This is a genomic window from Streptomyces sp. NPDC002055 (assembly GCF_040296705.1).
In the GTDB taxonomy this organism is placed as follows: Bacteria; Actinomycetota; Actinomycetes; order Streptomycetales; family Streptomycetaceae; genus Streptomyces.
In genome coordinates this window covers 145,228-162,717 of record NZ_JBEOXS010000001.1, presented here as the reverse complement: position 1 = coordinate 162,717, position 17,490 = coordinate 145,228, and the positions used below count along the sequence as shown (strand labels likewise).

16 protein-coding genes are annotated in these 17,490 nt (G+C 74.4%); 9 read left to right on the top strand and 7 right to left on the bottom strand.

What is annotated here, in order from left to right; translation table 11 throughout:
- Positions 1-11 precede the first annotated feature (11 nt).
- A complete protein-coding gene (locus ABT112_RS00705) occupies positions 12-1,559 on the top strand; it encodes a hypothetical protein (RefSeq protein ID WP_351503972.1) in 1,548 nt (515 codons plus the stop codon).
- A 227-nt stretch (positions 1,560-1,786) separates the two neighbouring features.
- Here ABT112_RS00705 and ABT112_RS00700 read toward each other — a convergent pair whose 3' ends face one another.
- Positions 1,787-3,289, bottom strand: coding sequence for an SCO1417 family PLP biosynthesis transcription factor (locus ABT112_RS00700; protein WP_351503970.1), 1,503 nt, complete (start codon positions 3,287-3,289; stop codon positions 1,787-1,789).
- Positions 3,290-3,402: 113 nt separating this feature from the next.
- On the opposite strand from ABT112_RS00700, the gene yczE reads away from it, so the two are divergent.
- From yczE to ABT112_RS00680, 4 genes are all read left to right on the top strand, one after another.
- Positions 3,403-4,089, top strand: coding sequence for a membrane protein YczE (yczE, locus tag ABT112_RS00695; protein ID WP_351503968.1), 687 nt, complete (start codon positions 3,403-3,405; stop codon positions 4,087-4,089).
- On the top strand, positions 4,086-4,865 hold the full coding sequence (locus tag ABT112_RS00690) for a glycerophosphodiester phosphodiesterase family protein (RefSeq protein WP_351503966.1): 780 nt from the start codon (positions 4,086-4,088) through the stop codon (positions 4,863-4,865). Before yczE ends, ABT112_RS00690 begins: the two co-directional genes overlap by 4 nt.
- Before the next feature lie 49 nt (positions 4,866-4,914).
- Positions 4,915-6,300 (top strand): MFS transporter, encoded by a 1,386-nt coding sequence (locus ABT112_RS00685; RefSeq protein WP_351503964.1) that lies wholly within the window; start codon positions 4,915-4,917, stop codon positions 6,298-6,300.
- 254 nt (positions 6,301-6,554) lie between these two features.
- Positions 6,555-6,929 (top strand): RNA polymerase-binding protein RbpA, encoded by a 375-nt coding sequence (locus ABT112_RS00680; RefSeq protein WP_351503962.1) that lies wholly within the window; start codon positions 6,555-6,557, stop codon positions 6,927-6,929.
- Positions 6,930-7,185: 256 nt separating this feature from the next.
- On the opposite strand, the gene fxsA is transcribed toward ABT112_RS00680, so the two are convergent.
- On the bottom strand, positions 7,186-7,812 hold the full coding sequence (gene fxsA / locus ABT112_RS00675; RefSeq protein ID WP_351503959.1) for an FxsA family membrane protein: 627 nt from the start codon (positions 7,810-7,812) through the stop codon (positions 7,186-7,188).
- Between the two features lie 149 nt (positions 7,813-7,961).
- Between fxsA and ABT112_RS00670 the strand changes: the two genes are divergently transcribed.
- Together ABT112_RS00670 and ABT112_RS00665 are read left to right on the top strand one after the other, a co-directional pair.
- On the top strand, positions 7,962-8,216 hold the full coding sequence (locus tag ABT112_RS00670) for a WhiB family transcriptional regulator (protein ID WP_351503957.1): 255 nt from the start codon (positions 7,962-7,964) through the stop codon (positions 8,214-8,216).
- Between the two features lie 371 nt (positions 8,217-8,587).
- Positions 8,588-8,833 carry a hypothetical protein gene (locus ABT112_RS00665; protein WP_351503955.1) on the top strand — a complete coding sequence of 82 codons (246 nt, stop codon included), beginning with the start codon at positions 8,588-8,590 and terminating at the stop codon, positions 8,831-8,833.
- Positions 8,834-8,985: 152 nt separating this feature from the next.
- Here ABT112_RS00665 and ABT112_RS00660 read toward each other — a convergent pair whose 3' ends face one another.
- The 5 genes from ABT112_RS00660 to ABT112_RS00640 all read right to left on the bottom strand — a co-directional run bounded on the left by ABT112_RS00660 (position 8,986) and on the right by ABT112_RS00640 (position 15,216).
- Entirely contained in the window at positions 8,986-9,243 is a 258-nt protein-coding gene (locus ABT112_RS00660) for a DUF7218 family protein (RefSeq protein WP_351503954.1), read from the bottom strand.
- 265 nt (positions 9,244-9,508) lie between these two features.
- Positions 9,509-10,300: a polyprenol monophosphomannose synthase gene (locus ABT112_RS00655; RefSeq protein ID WP_351503952.1), complete on the bottom strand. Its 792-nt coding sequence runs from the start codon at positions 10,298-10,300 to the stop codon at positions 9,509-9,511.
- Entirely contained in the window at positions 10,297-12,078 is a 1,782-nt protein-coding gene (lnt, locus tag ABT112_RS00650) for an apolipoprotein N-acyltransferase (RefSeq protein ID WP_502975201.1), read from the bottom strand. Before lnt ends, ABT112_RS00655 begins: the two co-directional genes overlap by 4 nt.
- An 889-nt stretch (positions 12,079-12,967) precedes the next feature.
- Positions 12,968-14,638: an amidohydrolase gene (locus ABT112_RS00645; RefSeq protein WP_351503950.1), complete on the bottom strand. Its 1,671-nt coding sequence runs from the start codon at positions 14,636-14,638 to the stop codon at positions 12,968-12,970.
- A gap of 137 nt (positions 14,639-14,775) precedes the next feature.
- Positions 14,776-15,216, bottom strand: coding sequence for an Lrp/AsnC family transcriptional regulator (locus tag ABT112_RS00640; RefSeq protein WP_351503947.1), 441 nt, complete (start codon positions 15,214-15,216; stop codon positions 14,776-14,778).
- A gap of 265 nt (positions 15,217-15,481) precedes the next feature.
- Between ABT112_RS00640 and ABT112_RS00635 the strand changes: the two genes are divergently transcribed.
- A complete protein-coding gene (locus ABT112_RS00635) occupies positions 15,482-16,315 on the top strand; it encodes an alpha/beta fold hydrolase (RefSeq protein WP_351503945.1) in 834 nt (277 codons plus the stop codon).
- Positions 16,316-16,773: 458 nt separating this feature from the next.
- Positions 16,774-17,196 (top strand): hypothetical protein, encoded by a 423-nt coding sequence (locus tag ABT112_RS00630; RefSeq protein ID WP_351503943.1) that lies wholly within the window; start codon positions 16,774-16,776, stop codon positions 17,194-17,196.
- The last annotated feature ends 294 nt before the right edge of the window (positions 17,197-17,490 follow it).

Genomic DNA, 17,490 nt, shown 5'->3' with positions numbered 1-17,490 from the left:
AGGAGACCGATGTGGCCCGGCGCCCTCTGCCCCGCATCCTGACCGGCGCACCCCTCGCCCGGAGCCGTGCCGCGGCCCGTGCCGCCGTCCACACCGCAGCGGACGTCCTGCATCCGCTCATCGTCGTGGTGCGCGGACTGCGCCGGCTGGCGGCCGGCGGGCGGCGCCGGCTGTCCGCCGCGCCCCCGGACCGGCGGGGTCCCGCGCTGGTCATGCTGGCGGCCGGGGTGGTGGCGCTCGCGATGCTGCCGTACGGGCCGGCGCTCATGATGGCGGGGGTCCTGGCGGCCGGAGCCTGGGCGGGGCGTGACCGGGACCCGGCGGAGACCGGTCCGAGCGAGGCCGAGAGCGGACGGCTGCAGGTCCTCCACGACGCCCTGGTGCCCTACTTCTCCGCGACCGACGACCCCGGCCCGCTGTACGCGCACGGGGGCGACTGGCAACAGGCCTTCTCCGCCTGGGATTTCGACGACGAGGGCCGGATCACGCTGCTGCATCTGCACTACCCGCCGTACTTCACCGACGGCGAGCCCGCCGCGCGGGCCCGGATCGAGAAGCTGCTCCACGCCAAGTCCGGGCGGGGCCGGGAGTACCTGTTCGACTGGAACGAGGAGCTGAACGAGCTCGTCATGACGGTGCTGGAGCCGCTCCCCACCGACATCCGGGCGCAGCGGTTCGTCACCTCGCCCGCCGAGACGGTCCTCGGCTTCACCGACTCCGGCGACGTCCGCCGCACCGTGCCCGTGACCACCGACGACGCCCCGCGCGACGCCCCGCCGGTGATCTGGCGGACCGGTCCCCGCACCACGGAGCCGCATCTGCTCGCGCTCGGCAGGCCGGGCAGCGGCGTCAGCACGCTGCTGCGCTCGCTCGCCCTCCAGGGGCTGCGGCACGGCGATGTGCTGGTGGTGGACGGGAGCGGCACCGGCGAGTACGCCTGCCTGCTGGGCCGGGAGGGGGTGCTGGCGGTGGAGAGCGGCCTCGCGGGGGCCCTGACGTCGCTGGAGTGGGCGGCCCACGAGACCGAGCGCCGGCTGATCGCCGCCAACCGGGCCCGCCAGCTGGGGCATCCGGCACCGGACGACACCCGTCGGCAGCTGTGGATCGTCCTCGACCGGCCCTCGGTGCTCAGCCAGGTGGCGGCCGCCGAGGGACGGACCGACCCACAGGAGCTGCTCGGCATCCCGCTGCGGCACGGGCGGGCCGCCCAGGTCACCGTCTGCGTCGGCGACCAACTGGACTGCGCGGACCTGCTGGCCGACGCCGTACGGTCGCACACCAGAGCGCGGGTGATCCTGGGGACGGCCACGGCCGAGGAGGTGACGGAGGTGCTGGACCAGCCGCCGCACACCACCCCACCCGCGCACGTCCCGCCGGGCCGCGGCTATGCGCGGCTGGGTGCGGGGCCGGTGCACCGGCTCCAGGTGCCGACCACCCCCGACCCGTACGACGACGAAGTGAGGGAGGCGGACCGGCAGGCCGTTCTGGACCTGCTGCCGGATCCGGCCGGTCCGGAGCTGCCGGCCCAGCCCGCGGCGGCCGTGCACGCCGACAGCTGACCCGGCACACCCGGCGCCCGCCCGCACGTTCGCCCGCACCCACCGGGGCCGCCGCCGGACGGCCCGATCCGGGAGCAGCCGGTCCGGCCGTTCTCGAGGCGGTTCCGTCCCGGGCCGAGGCGGACCAGGCGGGCCGGAGCCGGAAGCCGGGCCCTCCAAGTCCGGGCCCAGCCGGAGGACCGGAAGCCGGACCGGCCCGACGGGGTCCGGGGCCCGCCCGGCCGGGCTCAGGCCACCAGGCTGCGCGGTGTGTCCACGGCGACCGGGGCGCCCGTCTCCACCAGGTGAGCCGCCGCGGCGAGCCGGGTCGCCGCGGTCTCGGCGACCGCGCCGCCCACGGTGAACGGGAGTCGGACGAAGCCCTCGAACGCGCCGTCCACCCCGAACCGCGGCCCCGAGGGAACCCGCACCCCCATCCGTTCGCCCGCCTCGGCGATCCGGGAGCCGGACAGGCCGCCGGTGCGGGTCCAGAGGGTGAGCCCGCCGCCCGGGACGGTGAACTCCCAGTCGGGCAGGTGCTGCCGGAGCGCGGCGACGAGCGCGTCGCGGTTCTCCCGGGCCTGCGCGCGGCGGATATCCCCCGCCGCATCCCAGCCGCCGTCCCTCAACAGCCAGGTGACGGCGAGCTGTTCGAGGACAGGGGAGCCCAGGTCGGCGTAGGCGCGGGCGGCGACCAGGCTGCGGATGACGTCCGGGGCGGCCCGGACCCAGCCGATGCGCAGCCCGGCCCAGAACGCCTTGCTGGCCGAGCCGACGGTGACGACCGTGCTGCCCGAGGGGTCGAACGCGGAGACCGGTCGCGGGAGTTCGGGGTCCGGGTCCAGCCACAGGTCGGACATCGTCTCGTCGGCGACGAGCACCGTGCCCGCCGAGCGGGCGGCGGACACGAGCGCCCGGCGCTGTTCCTCGGTGGCCAGCGCGCCGGTGGGGTTCTGGAAGTCGGCCATGACGTACGCCATGCGCGGAGCCGCATCGCGCAGCACCTGCCGCCAGGCGGGAATGTCCCAGCCCGCCAGGCCGTCCGCCATCGCGACCGGCACCAGCCGGGCGCCCGCCTCCCGCATCAGCTGGAGGACGTTGGCGTACGAGGGGGACTCGACGGCGACCCGCTCGCCGCGCCCGGCGAACAGATGACAGGTGGCGGCGACCGCCCCCATGGCCCCGGTGGTGACCATGATCTGCTCGGGCATGGTGGGAATGCCGCGGGCGGTGTAGCGGTCCGCGAGGGCCTGCCGGAGGTCCTGGAGGCCGGCCGGGTAGTCGCCGTGCGTGTGGGCGTAGGCCGGAAGGTGCTCCAGGGCGCCCTGGAAGGCCCGGCTGAGCCAGGGTTCGGGCGCGGGCAGCGCGGCGCACCCGAGGTCGATCACGGATCCGGCGGCGTCCGGCGGCAGCGGGTCCAGGCCGCGGGTGGGCAGCGGACTGCCGGCCGGGACGCTGGTCCAGCTCCCCGCGCCGCGCCGCGACTCCAGGAAGCCGTCGCTGCGCAGGGCTTCGTAGGCCGAGGCGACCGTGGTGCGGCTGAGCGTGAGGGCGGCGGCGAGTTCGCGCTCCGCGGGGAGCCGCGCGGCGACCGGCACCCGCCCTTCGAGGACGAGGAGGCGCACGCCGTCGGCGAGGGCGCGGTAGGCGGGCAGCCGCCGCCCGGTCGCGGTCTCGCGCCCGCCGTCGGCCTGGGAGCGCAGAAGCCGGGCGAGTTGCGCGGCGCCCACCGCCGAAGTCCACTGACCCATGATCAGCAGTCCACCTTCCCTTGATTGGCCCTGGAACCACCATGGCCCCAGGCCACAGAGTGTCATGAGTCAGGCCACTTCCACCAGCGTCACCCTTCCCTGGGAGCCCCCACATGTCCCGATGGTCGCGAACGACCCGGTCCGCACTCCCCCACCGGCTCACCCGCCGCCTCGTGCAGCTCTACGTCGGACTGGTCCTCTACGGCATGAGCATGGCGCTCCAGCTGCGCGCCGGACTCGGCCTCGACCCGTGGGACGTCTTCCACCAGGGGGTTTCGAAGCACACGGGGCTGTCCATCGGCACGGTCTGCATCCTCGCCGGCGCCCTGGTGCTGCTGCTCTGGGTGCCGCTGCGGCAGCGGCCGGGGCTCGGAACGGTCTCCAACGTCGTGCTGATCGGCGTGGCGATGGACGCCACCCTGGCGCTCACGTCGGACGTGCGCGGGCTCGCGCTCCAGGTGCCGCTGCTGGTCTTCTCGATCGTGCTGAACGGCGTCGCGACGGGGCTGTACATCTCGGCGCGCTTCGGCCCCGGCCCCCGGGACGGCCTGATGACCGGGCTGCACCGGCGCACCGGCCGGTCGATCCGTCTGGTGCGCACCGGGCTCGAGGTCACCGTGCTGGTGACCGGCTGGCTGCTCGGCGGTTCGGTCGGTGTGGGCACGGTGGCGTTCGCGCTGGCCATCGGCCCGCTCTCGCAGGTGTTCCTCCGGGTCTTCGCGATTCCCGGGGCCGACGCGGAGCCTTCGCCGGTGGTGGCGCGGAGCGGGGCGAAGGAACACGCGATACTGCCGCAGTGAGTTCCGTACGCCATCCCTTCCTCGACCATCCGGTCCCGCTCGCCTTCGCCCACCGCGGCGGAACGGCCGACGGGCTGGAGAACACCGCGGCCGCGTTCCGGCGCGCGGTCGGTACCGGGTACCGCTACCTGGAGACCGATGTGCACGTCACCGCGGACGGCGCGCTGGTCGCCTTCCACGACGCGACGCTGGACCGGGTCACCGACGCCCGCGGGCGGATCGCGGACCTGCCCTGGTCCGAGGTGCGGCGGGCCCGGGTGGCCGGGACCGAGCCGCTCCCCCTGTTCGAGGAGCTGCTGGAGTCCTTCCCCGAGGCCCGCTGGAACGTGGACGTCAAGGCGGAGGCGGCGCTGGTCCCGCTGCTCGAGCTGATCCGCCGCACCGGCGCCTGGGACCGGGTGTGCGTGGGGTCCTTCTCCGAGGCGCGGGTGGCCCGGGCGCAGCGGCTGGCCGGACCCCGGCTGGCGACGTCCTGCGGCGTCCGGGGGGTGCTGGCGCTGCGGCTGCGCTCGCTGGGGCTGCCGGTCCGGCCGCGGCGCACGGCGGTCGCCGTGCAGGTGCCCGAGGCGCAGCCGGTTCCGGTGCTCGGGAGCCTCCGGGTGGTGGACCGGGCCTTCGTCCGGGCCGCGCACGCGCGGGGGCTCCAGGTGCACGTGTGGACGGTGAACGACGCGGATCGGATGACGGCCCTGCTCGACCTGGGCGTCGATGGCATCATGACCGATCATCTCGACACATTGCGCACGGTACTGACCGACCGGGGAGCCTGGGCCTGACCCCGGCCCGCCGTGGTACGGCGGCCGACGGGGAGACGAGGGGCCGGGGATGGACAGCACGGACACGGCAGGGGACAGAGCGGCCGGGAGCACGGCCACGCCGGAGGAGCGGCGGCGGGAACAGCGGGGCTGGTACGTCTACGACTGGGCCGTCTCGGTCTACTCGACGAGCGTGGTCACGGTGTTCCTGGGGCCGTATCTGACGGCGGTGGCCCGCGCCGCCGCCGACGCGGACGGCTATGTGCACCCGCTGGGCGTACCGGTGCGGGCGGGCTCCTACTTCGCGTACACGGTCTCGGCGTCCATCCTGCTGGCGGTGCTGGTGATGCCGCTGGCGGGGGCGGTCGCGGACCGGACGGGCCGCAAGAAGCCGATCCTCGCGGTGGCCGCCTATCTGGGGGCCGCGGCGACGACGGGGATGTTCTTCCTGGACGGGGAGCGCTATCTGCTCGGCGGGGCACTGCTGATCGTGGCCAATGCCTCGCTGTCCGTCTCGATGGTGGTCTACAACGCGTTCCTGCCACAGATAGCCGGGCCGGACGAGCGGGACGCGGTCTCCTCGCGCGGCTGGGCCCTGGGCTACGCGGCCGGGGCGCTGATGCTGGTCGCGAACCTGGTCCTGTACTCGGGGCACGACGGCTTCGGGGTGTCCGAGGGCACCGCGGTGCGGATCTCCCTGGCCACGGCGGGCCTGTGGTGGGGCGCGTTCGCCCTGGTCCCGCTGCGGCGCCTGCGGGACCGGCTGCCGGGCCACGCCCCGGCCGAGCGGGCCCCGGCAGAGCGCGCCTCGCTGGGCCAGGGCCTGCGGCAACTCGTGGCGACGTTGCGGGACATGCGCCGCTATCCGCTGACCCTGATGTTCCTGCTCGCCTACCTCGTCTACAACGACGGGGTGCAGACCGTGATCTCCCAGGCCTCGGTGTACGGCTCGGAGGAGCTGGGGCTGGACCAGACGACCCTGATCCTGGCGATCCTCCTGGTCCAGGTGCTGGCGGTGGCGGGCGCGCTGGGCATGGGCCGGCTGGCGCGCCGGTACGGCGCGAAGCGCACGATCCTCGGCGCGCTGGCGGCCTGGACGGTGACGATCGGCGCGGGCTGCTTTCTGCCGGCGGGCGAGCCGGGGTGGTTCTTCGTGCTGGCGGCGGCGATCGGGATGGTGCTGGGCGGCAGCCAGGCCCTGTCGCGGTCGCTCTTCTCACATCTGGTGCCGCGCGGCAAGGAAGCCGAATACTTCTCGGCGTACGAGCTGAGCGACCGGGGTACGAGCTGGCTGGGGCCGCTGCTGTTCGGTCTGACCTACCAGCTGACCGGGAACTACCGGACGGCGATCATCTCGCTCGTGGTGTTCTTCGCACTGGGATTCGTGCTGCTCGCGCGGGTGCCGGTGCGGCGTGCGGTAGCGGCGGCGGGCAACCCCGTACCGGCCCGGATTTAGGGCCGTGGGCCGGAGGCGGTAGTGTACGCCCTTGGCCTACCGGATGGACCGTTACTGCGCGCTCAGCAAACGGGAACGCTGGGTGACATCTGCTGCCAGATGTGACAAACCGGGCGCTGGTGGGTACAACAAGGGGCGGCACGACGGGCGACGCATGTCCCGGAACGGGAATCTTCACCGCCGACCGGACGTTGACCGGATGACGACGACAGCGACACCTGTCCTGTGGGCTACAAGCCCGGGAGGCACGATTCATGAGTGAGCGAGCTCTCCGCGGCACGCGACTCGTGGTTACCAGCTACGAGACCGACCGTGGCATCGATCTGGCCCCGCGCCAGGCGGTGGAGTACGCATGCGAGAACGGACATCGATTCGAGATGCCGTTCTCGGTAGAGGCGGAAATTCCGCCGGAGTGGGAGTGCAAGGCGTGCGGCGCCATGGCACTCCTGGTGGACGGCGAGGGCCCTGAAGAGAAGAAGGGCAAGCCCGCGCGTACGCATTGGGACATGCTCATGGAGCGGCGCACCCGCGAGGAGCTGGAGGAGGTGCTGGCCGAGAGGCTGGCCGTTCTCCGCTCCGGCGCCATGAACATTGCCGTGCATCCGCGCGACAACCGCAAGTCCGCGTAGCGCCGAGGCGCCGCGCAAGCGAGGCCGCGGGTCAGGGGCACCAGCCGGTGTCCCCGGCCCGCGGCTTTTGCATGCCCCGACGCGGGCTTCTGCGTGCCCCGCGACGGGCTTCTGCGTGCCCCGGCGACCGGGGGGCGGGGCTCGCTCCGGGACGCCCGGGAGCATGGCGGCCCACCGGCCCACCGGCCCGCCGGACTGCCGTCGCGCCCGGGACGGGCCCCGCGGCCCACACCGGCCCAGTCCCGGGCCCCGCGGCTCAGTGCGTGAGCGGTGGGCGCGGCCCGTCCTCGTCATGCGGGCGGCCCCCAGGCGCGTCCATGTCGTCCCGGACGACCTCGCCCTGGACGACCTTGCCGTCCGGGCGGTGCATCCGCGCCTGCTGGAAGGCGTCACCGAAGGTCCCGGGCTGTGCGGTCCGCATCCGGCGCTCCAGTGACCGCTCCAGCGAGCGGTGCAGCAGCGTCCGCGTCGGCGGGAGGATGCAGAGCAGTCCGAGAGCGTCCGACATCAGCCCCGGCATCATCAGCAGCAGCCCGCCCAGCATGGGAAGCGTATTGCCGCTGCTCCGGTCGCCGTCGCGCGCCCGGTCGTCCTCCTGCCGGTCACCGGATCCGCCCGCCTGGGCGGCCTGGAGGTCGGCGGTGAGCCCTCGCCACGCCCGGCGGCCGGCCCGCTTGATCACGTATCCGCCCAGCACCGCTCCGGCCACCAGCAGCAGCAGAACGGTGAGACCGCCGAAGGCCTCCCCCACCACGATCAGCAGCCACAGCTCCAGCACCAGCCAGGCGGCGACCGCCAGCGGCAGGAACCTGCGGGCGCGTGAGCGCCGGCGGCCGGGCTCTCGGCCCCGGGACGAATTCTGGTGCGGTGTGCCGGTCGTCATGTGTCCCAGTGTGCCTGGGCCGGTGGCGGAATCGGAGCGGTGGGTCGGCCTCCGTACGCCGGACCCGTGCATTCCCGCCGTGCTCCCGGGTACGCGCACCGGACCGGCACATATGCGCCCGCACAGGGCGCGGAAACGGAGTTGACCCCATGAACTGGCGCCAGAGCGCTGCCTGCATCGACGAGGACCCGGAACTCTTCTTCCCCATCGGCACCTCGGGCCCGGCGGCCCTGCAGGCCGAGGAGGCGAAGACCGTCTGTGCGCGCTGTCCGGTCACGGAGCAGTGCCTCGAATGGGCCCTGGAGAACAACCAGGACTCGGGTGTCTGGGGCGGTCTCGAGGAGAACGAACGCCGGGCCCTGCGACGCCGCAACGCCCGGGCGCGCAACCGGGCCCGGCACTGACGCCGCCGGCCGGCCGGGGCGGCTGTCCGGTGCTGCCCCGGTCCGGCGGTCACCCGCCCGCGGCCCCGCCTTCCGTGGCCCCACCGCTCGATCGGTGCGCGGGCGGAGGCGCGGATGCGGGCGCTGAGCGTGACGCCCCGCTGTACGCCCATGGCCCCGCCCCCTGTCCGTACCGGGGGACCCACGCCCCGACGCCGCTTCAGCGGCCGGCGCTACGAGCCGGACACCCCGCTGATCGACATGCGGCGCCGCACGACGACTGCCGGGCCGGGGCCGGTGTCGATCTTTCACGGGGAGCGGCGCATGCGCGGCGGCCCCGCCGGGTACCCGCCCGCCCGGCACGAACCCCGTAAGCGAGTGAGGATGGGGCCATGAGCGAACGACCGAGCGAAGCTCCGGAAGGACACGGCGGCGAGGGCATCCCCCGGGACCTGCCCGATCAGCAGGCCGACGCCGAGACCGGCCCCGACCGCTGGGACGCCGACGGATCGTCCCTCGACGACGGGGACGGGGAGCGGATGCCGGACACCGACGAGGCGGGTACCGGGCCGCGGGGCGCGCCGCAGCCGACCGGGGTGAACCCGGACGAGCCCGCCCCGGACGAGCCGACGGACTGACGTCGCACACGGAGGGGCCCGGACACTGCCGGGCCCCTCCGTTGCCGTTCCACGCCCCTTCGGCCACTCCACGGCACCGCACGGCAGTGGAGCGTACGGCGGGCGGCCGTCAGTCCGCCGCTTCGGCGCATCGCCGCCGGTGGGGCTTCGGCTCAGCGGTTGCGGAGCGCCGAGATGAGCTGGTCCTTCGACATGCCGGACCTGCCCTCGATACCGATCTTCCTGGCCTCGCGGTACAGGTCGTCCTTGGTCCGCCCCTCGTACGCCCCGGCCTTGCCGCCCTTGCGGCCGGTGGCCCGGCGGGAGCCGCCGGCGTCGTTGGCGATCCGGGCGGCCTTCTCCTTGCTCGCACCCTCGCGGCGCAGGGCCTGGTAGGTCTTCTCGTCCTTGATGATCTGCGGGTTGGGCATGTGACAACACCTCCGGATGACGTCCGGGTACCCACCCCCGTCCTCAGAATGCCGTACGGAGCCTCGGCGGGAGAGTGCTGTGCACCCATTCCGGCAAGGCGGGCCGACGGTCACCGGGGCCGGTCTCCACAGGGAGATCTCAGGCGGGCCCGGCCCGAGGGTCCGGGCGTGGCAGACGGGCAGTTGCCCACCCGGGGCGTGCCCGCCCGGTACCGCGCAATCCGAGGCTTACGGGCCCGCGCCGTGGTCGCGGGCCGTCGCGGGGTCACCGCCCGTCGCGGCCCAGGAGACGCTTCGCCCGGGAGGAGATGCCCCAGCCGGTGACCCGCCACAGCGCCTCGACGAGGATGTCGCGGCTCATCTTGCTGTCCCCGAACTCGCGTTCCACGAAGGTGATGGGCACCTCCACGATGTGGAAGCCCGCCTTCGCCGCCCGCCAGGCCAGGTCGACCTGGAAGCAGTAGCCCGCCGAGGCGACGGCCTCCATACCCAGGCCCTCCAGGGTCTCCTTGCGGAAGGCCCGGTAGCCACCGGTGACATCGCGCATCGGGACGCCGAGCAGGAGCCGGGAGTAGAGGCTGCCGCCGCGGGAGATGAACTCGCGGGACTTGGGCCAGTTCACCACCCGGCCGCCGGGCACCCAGCGGGAGCCGAGGACGAGGTCCGCGCTCTTGAGGGCGGTGAGCAGCCGCGGCAGTTCCTCGGGCCGGTGCGAGCCGTCGGCGTCCATCTCGACGAGGACGCCGTAGCCGTTCTCGATGCCCCAGCGGAATCCGGCCAGATAGGCCGCGCCGAGACCCTCCTTGCCCTTGCGGTGCAGCACATGGACCTGCTCGTCCTCGGCCACCAGCTCATCGGCGAGCTTGCCCGTGCCGTCCGGGCTGTTGTCGTCGGCGACGAGGACGTGCGCCTCCGGCACCGCGGCCCGCACCCGACCGACGATCGACTTGACGTTCTCCGCCTCGTTGTAGGTCGGGATGATCACCAGAGCCGTGCCGAGCGGGCCGTACTGCCGCTCCTGCGCCCCGCTGCGCGGAACCGCGCCACCGTCGTTCACTTCTGCCCCTTCCCGTCCATTCGTCCCCGCCGGCCGATCATGATCCCGGCGGCGCAGGCCAGAAGGCCCACCATAGCGAGAGCCCACTCCGGACCTGCGCCGACGCGGTCGGCGACCGTCGTTTCGTCACGCAGGGGAAGGCGCGCGGTGAGCACGTCGCGGGTGAACTCCGCGGTCCGCTGCTCGACCGTGCCGTCGGGGGCGACGACGGCGCTGATGCCGCTGGTGGCGGCGGTGACCACGGCCCGGCCGTGCTCGACGGCCCGCAGCCGGGACATGGCGAGCTGCTGGTCGGGCTGGCCGGTGCGGCCGTAGGTGGCGTTGTTGGTCTGGACGACGAGGGCGCGCGCCCCCTTCTGCACCGTGTCCCGGACGATCTCGTCGTAGGCGACCTCGAAGCAGATGACGTCGCCGATCCGGGCGGGCCCGGCCTGGAGGACGCCGGTGCGGTCGCCGGGGTAGAAGTCGCGGGGCACCCGCTGGAGCCGGGTGATCACCTTGCTGAGCTGGTCGCGGAACGGGACGTACTCGCCGAAGGGCACGGGGTGCTGCTTGGTGTAAGAGGCGCCGGGGCCGGTCCGGGGGTCCCAGACGATGCCCTGGTTCTCGACGTAGCCCTCCTTGCCCGGGTGGTCGATGAGGGCCCCGATCAGGACGGGGACCCCGATCGCCTTGACCGCCCCGTCGATCCGGTCGTACGCCTCCCGGTACTGGAACGGGTCGAGGTCGGAGGCGTTCTCCGGCCAGATCACCAGGTCGGGCCGCTCGGCCCGGCCTTCCTTCACGCGCTTCGCCAGGTCGAGGGTGGCGTCGGCATGGTTGTTGAGGATCTTCATCGGACGGCCCAGGAAGTTCATCCCGGGCTGCTCGACATTGCCCTGGACGACGGCGATGTCGACGTGGTCGTCGGCGGCGGTGGGCACGGGCACCGCGTAGCCGGCGACGGCGACGCTCACCGCGAGGACCGCGGCGCCGGCTCCGGGCAGCGCGGACCGGAGGTCGCGCGGCGCCCGGCGCAGCCGCAGGGCGCCCACGACCGCGGCGGCCAGCAGCATGCCGCTCAGCGCGACCGCGAAGGTGACCAGCGCGGCGCCGCCGAGGGCCGCGTACGGGGTGAACGACGAGCCGGTGTTGGCGAACGCCAGCCGCCCCCACGGGAATCCCCCGAACGGGACGCGGTCGCGCGCCCACTCCTCGGCGACCCACAGGCAGGCACCCCACAGCGGCCACAGCGGCAGCCGGGAGACGACGGCCAGGCACGCGCCGAGGGCGGCGAGGAAGAGCCCCTCGATGACGGAGAGCCCGACGACCGCGTCGTAGCCGACCACATGGAGCCAGCGGAGCAGCACGAAGAAGAACGGCAGGCCGAAGGCGAAACCGGTCCAGGCGCCCTGCCGGGCGGTACGGCCCCGGGTGAGGAGGCCGAGCCCGGCCACGGCGAGCACCGACAGCGGCCAAAAGCCGTAGGGCGGGAAGGCCAGGGCGAGCGCCGCCCCGGCGACGGCGGCGGCAGCGGTGCGCGGCGCCTCGCGGCGCACGGCCCGCCCGATCCGCCGCGCCCGGCCGGTCTCGGCGCCGGCCCCCGCCGGTTCCCCGGCGGGCACGTCGGAGCCCTCCGTGGGCCCGTCGGGGCCGGATGCCGCGTCCGCCTGGTCGGCGGTGCGGTCGGACTCCGCCCCGGCGGCGGAGCCGCCCGGCGCCGCGAGGTCTGCCTCGCGGCGCCCGGAAGCTGCGCCTCCGGAGGCACGGGCGGTGGTGGTATCGGGACCCGATGGCACGGTCGCGGCCTTCCTTGCAGGTCGTGCAGTCGTCTGGTGACGGTACATCGCGGAGGCGGGGCCATGGGCCCGGTGGGTGCACCCCGGCCCGGAAGCTGCCACTCCGCTTGTGTGCGGGCCCGATCGACGGGGGCCGGAGGACGGTGACCGGGAGCGGTCCCGCAGGGGGCCGGGGCTGTCCGGAACCGAGGGCAGGCGGCACACGGCGCCGCAGCGCCGCGACGGGTGCGGCCGGGCCACGGGACTTGGGGGGGGACGTCACGGAACGCGGCAAGCGGAACGCGGGCGGCCGGACGTGGTCCGGCGGGACGTGGGCCGGCGAAGCGCGAGCCGGCGGAACGTGGTCCGGCGAAGCGTGGTCCGGCGAAGCGTGGGACATGAGGCGGGCGCGGAGATCCCGGGAAGCGCCGGTACGCGGAGGCCGTCCGGCCGAGGGCGGGAGGCTACAGGTGGCACCGGCCGCACGCCCGCCGTACCGGATCGAACGGATGGGGGCCCGGCGCCCTTCGGGCCGACCTGGGACCCGCTGGCTGCGGATCGACCGAGAGCCGTTGTCTACTGAACGTCCGGGCCCCACCCGGGTCGCACCTGCCGACCGGCCGATACCCCCCTCGCCCCCGTGGCGCGGACGCTGGACCTGGCTCCCAGTGGCGGTGCACCGTGCGGCGCACCGCCCCAATGCCCAGCGGCGTGCGGCGACTGCGTGGAGATTCTTCTCCGGTCGGACGTCCTGTGGTGGACTCGGCCGAACCTACCGGCCGCCGCCCGCGTTCTGTCAACAGCCGCTTGACCTGCGCCTCTTGCGGGACGCGGCAGGTCAGTGGGGAAGATCCGCAGGTGACGCGACGGACCGGCACCGGGAGTTCCGGCCGCGCGCCACCCCGGTACGTCACTCGTTCGGCCGTGCGAAGACCGTGTGTCCGCCCACCACGGTGCGCAGGCAGACGGGCAGTTCGGTCCCCGGGGTGAGGTCGGGCAGCCCGGGGGTGCCGGAGCGGGGGTCGGTCGACCAGTTGGCGACGCGGGAGTCAGGGACCTGAACGACCAGGTCCGAGGCCTGCCAGACGGCGTAGTCGGCGGGGGCCCCGGGCACGAGCACCCCGGCGTCGTCGCGGCCCACGGCCCGCCAACCGCCCCGCGTGTGGGCGGTGAACGCGGCGCGGACCGAGATGCGGTGCTCGGGGGTGCGGTGGAAGGCGGCCGCCCGGATCGTCCCCCACGGGTCCAGCGCGGTGACGGGGCTGTCCGAACCGAGGGCGAGCGGCACACCGGCACGCAGCATCGCGGCGTACGGATTCAGGGTGCGGGCCCGCTCGGTGCCGAGCCGCTGGGCGTACATGCCGTCGGCCCCGCCCCAGGCGGCGTCGAAGGCGGGCTGCACCGAGGCGGTCAGGCCCAGTTCGGCGAAGTCGGCGATGGTCTCCGGGGTGAGCATCTCGGCGTGCTCGACCCGGTGGCGGGCGGCGCGGACCGCGGCCGGTCCGAGGCGTTCGGCGGCGCCCCGGACGCCGGACGCGACAGCGGTGAGTGCTGCGTCGCCGATGGCGTGGAAGCCGGCCTGGAGCCCGGCCTCGGTGCAGGCCGCGACATGGGCGGCGATCGCCGGGGCGTCCAGGTACGCGGTGCCGGTGTGCGGCCCGCCGCCGTCGGAGGCGTCGGACGGGGCATCGGCGTACGGCTCGTGGAGGCAGGCGGTGTGCGATCCGAGGGAACCGTCGACGAAGAGGTCTCCCCCGGCGCCGACCGCTCCGAGCTCCCGGATCCGGGCGGCGTCCTCCGCGTTCCGGATCTGCTCCGCCCAGTAGCCGAGGACGCGGGGCCCGCGCTCGTGCGCGGCGAGTTCGAGCAGGCCGGTGAAGTCGTCCGCACCGGAGATGTCGGGGCCGCCGCACTCGTGGACGGTGCCGATGCCGAGCGAGGCGGCGCGGCGCAGGGCGGCCCGCTGGGCCGCGGCCCGCTGTCCGGGGGTGACGGCGGCGTGGGCGGCCCTCCGCACGGCGTGGTGGGCCTCCCGGGTGAGCGGTCCCTCGGGGCTGTGGCCGGGGAGGCCGGCGACGCCGGGGACGAGGTCCAGCAGGGCACCGGTGACCACCGCCGAGTGCACGTCCACCCGGGTGAGATAGAGGGGCCGGCCGTTCGCCGCGGCCTCCAGCTCCGCACGGGACGGAGGCCGCTGCTCGGGCCACCGGGTGGCGTCCCAGCCGTGACCGAGGAGGATCCGGTCCCCCGGGCGTTCGGCGGCGTACGCCCGCACCCGGTCCAGGGCCTCGGTGAGCGTCCGGGTGCCGGAGAGGTCGAGTCCGGTGAGCGCGAGCCCCGTCGCGGTGGTGTGCACATGGGCGTCGGTGAAGGCCGGGGTGACGAGAGCCCCCTGAAGGTCCACGATCCCGTCGACGCCGTCGGCGAAGGCGTCCGCGGCCCCCTCGGACCCCACCCACGCGACCGCGCCGCCTTCGACGACCATGGCGGTGGCGAACGGGTCGGCGGGACTGTGGACGGTTCCGCCGCGCAGCAGCAGCGTGCGGGGGGCGTCGTCCTGGCGCGTGGGGCTCTCACTCATGACGGTCAGTGTCTCCCGCGCGCGAGCGGATCCCCGCCCCGGGGTCGGACGGTCGGCCGCCGGCGTGCCCGGTCGCCCCGCGGCGCCCGGTGGGACGGCGGGGCGGACGGTCGGATAAAGGGAGGATAAAGGGGCGTTCAGATACGGGGCGGGCGGGCCTCGTACGGCGTGGAGAGCACCACCGTGGTGCGGGTGGAGACACCGGACTGGGAGCGGATCCGGGTGAGGAGGTGCTCCAGCTCCAGCGGGGTGGCGACGCGCACCTTGAGGATGTAGTTCTCGTCGCCCGCCACGCTGTGGCACGCCTCGATCTCGGCGATGTCGGCGAGCCGGTCCGCGATGTCGTCCGGGGCGCTCGGGTCGAAGGGCTTGACCGAGATGAACGCGGTCAGCGGAAGGCCGACGGCTTCGGGGTCGACGACGGCCGCGTACCCGCGGATGACACCCCGCTGCTCCAGCCTGCGGACGCGCTGATGCACCGCCGACGTGGACAGGCCGGTGGCCTTGCCCAGGTCGGTGTAGCTCATGCGCCCGTCCTTGACGAGCAATTCCACAATCTGCCGGTCCAGTTCCTCCACACCGCAAGAACCTACAGCGCCGGTGCCCCCTTGGCACACCTGGCCTCCGGCCGTACACGGCTTCGACCGGAGCCCGGCGGGCCCCGCGCGCGGGTCCGGCGGCGGGCCGTCGGCCCCTCCCGGGCGGAACGGGGCCGTCCGCGTGACGCCGCGGTGGGACGGCCGGCCGGTGGCCGGGCACGGCCGGAACACGGTCACACTCGGTTGCCCGCGGCCACCGGCGAGTGGCAGTGTTCCATGGCAGGACACGACGGGGGAGATCTTCATGATGCAGGAACTGTCCACCGGTATCCGGTTATCCGTCACCGAGTTCGGCGACCCGGAGGCGGAGCCGCTGCTGATGGTGACGGGGGCAGGCGGCTCGAAGGACGGCTGGGGCCCGCTGATCCGGGCGCTGGCCACCCGCTACCGGCTGATCTGCTTCGACTACCGCGGGCTGGGTGAGTCGGACGCCGGCGACGGGCCGCTCTCCATGGACACGGCCGCCGACGACATGGCCGCGCTGCTGGACACCCTCGGCATCACCCGGACCCATGTGCTGGCCTGGTCGTTCGGGTCGGGTGTGGCCCAGGCCTTCGCGCTGCGGCACGCCGAACGGCTGGGAGCGCTCGTCCTCTGGTCGACCTGGGGCCGTACCGACGGGTACATGCGGGCGATGTTCACGGCTCTGCGGTACCCGTTCGCCCGCCGCGACCCCGAGACCGCGGTCTCGGTGCTCCGCCTCGTCTTCTCCCCCGAGCTGCTCAGGTCTCCGGCCGCCGGGGAGCTGCTGGAGGAGCTGTTGCCGCTGTTCCCGCGCACCGAGAAGCAGCTGCGGACGACGGTGGAGCAGTGGGACGCGGCCCTCGCGCACGACATCCTGGACCGCCTGCCGTCCATCACCGGGCCGACGTTGGTCGTGGCCGGGGAGAAGGACGTGCTCTGCCCTCCGCGGATGGGTCAGGCGGTCGCCGCACGGCTGCCGGACGCGCGGTACGAGGTGTTCTGCGGGCCGGGTTCCAGCCATGCTCTGGGGCTGGAGCGGCCGGACGAGTTCAGCACCCTGGTCTTCGGCTTCCTGGCGGACCACCCGCTGGCCGCTCTCGCCGGAGCACGCTGAGGCACGGCCCCGGCCCGGCCCTTTCGCGGCAGCCGGACCGGGGCGCGAACGCCCGCACGTCCGCGCGCAACACCGCTTCGGTGCGGGCGAGTTGGCCGACTCCGTTGCTTCCGAGGAGCCGGGGCGCGAACTCCGGTGCACGACAGGTCGGTCGCGACGACGGGCTATGGTGGATCACCCGCGGCCCTGACCACAGGTTTCGTGACCGCCGGACGACTCGGCCACCGCGAACGATCGCCGATCCGTCAGGCGTCCTTCGTTTGCGAGGCGCAGGCCGGCGATGCACTCCGCGCGCCCGAGGGGCGAGCCGGGGGCGCCACCCAGACCATGTGACGAACGCCACATAACTCGGGCAGGGTCCCCCGGAGCGTCGCGGTTACCTGTCGGACGGTCAGGGAAATGGTTGCTGTGGTCGAGGCCGCAGTGCCTTGCCGGCCCATCTGAGGGGGAGAAGAACCATGCGCAGCCTGAAGCGCCCCGGTCGCAGCGACCGCATTCAGACCTCGTCCGTCGACGCGGACCTCGTGCCGGACGGCCTCGGTGCCGACGACGAGAGCGACGAGGACAGTACCGGCACCTACGAGATATTCCGGGTCATCTGCCCGGACTGCGCGCGGGCGATCGCGCTGCTCGCCGAGGAGGAAGTCCTCCCGCAACACGCTCTGTGCCCGACGCCGTGGAACCCGTTCGGCCTCGAGGTCTGCCCGGGGACGGGCCGCGGTGTCGCCGGGACGATGCCTGCCGACGGCACTCCGGCCGCCCTGGAGCAGGATGCCGCGATGCTGCTGACGCTGCCGGAGGGCCTGGACTGGCGCCGGCAGCCGTTCTCCCACGTGGGCGGCCCGGGTTCCCGGCCGCTGCGGGTGCCCACCCGCTCGTAAGGCCCCCTGGGGGCCGGCCCTTCGCCCGGCGCGCCGCCGGGCTCCGGCCCCGGGAACCATCCGCGTCACGCGCCGGGCCTGCCCGGCATCCCCTCACCCGCCCCGCACGGGAGGCGGGTGAGGTCACGTCAGCCGACGTCCGCGCCAGGCCGGTCCCGCACTCGGTTCCGGCCCCGGCCCCGCAGCCGAGCCCAGGTCGGGCCGGTCCTCGCGTCACGCCCGGCCGCCGCGCCCCAGCCGGGACCCAAGAGGCTCCGGCGACGGGCCGGGAGATGACCCGTCCGAGCCCCGGGA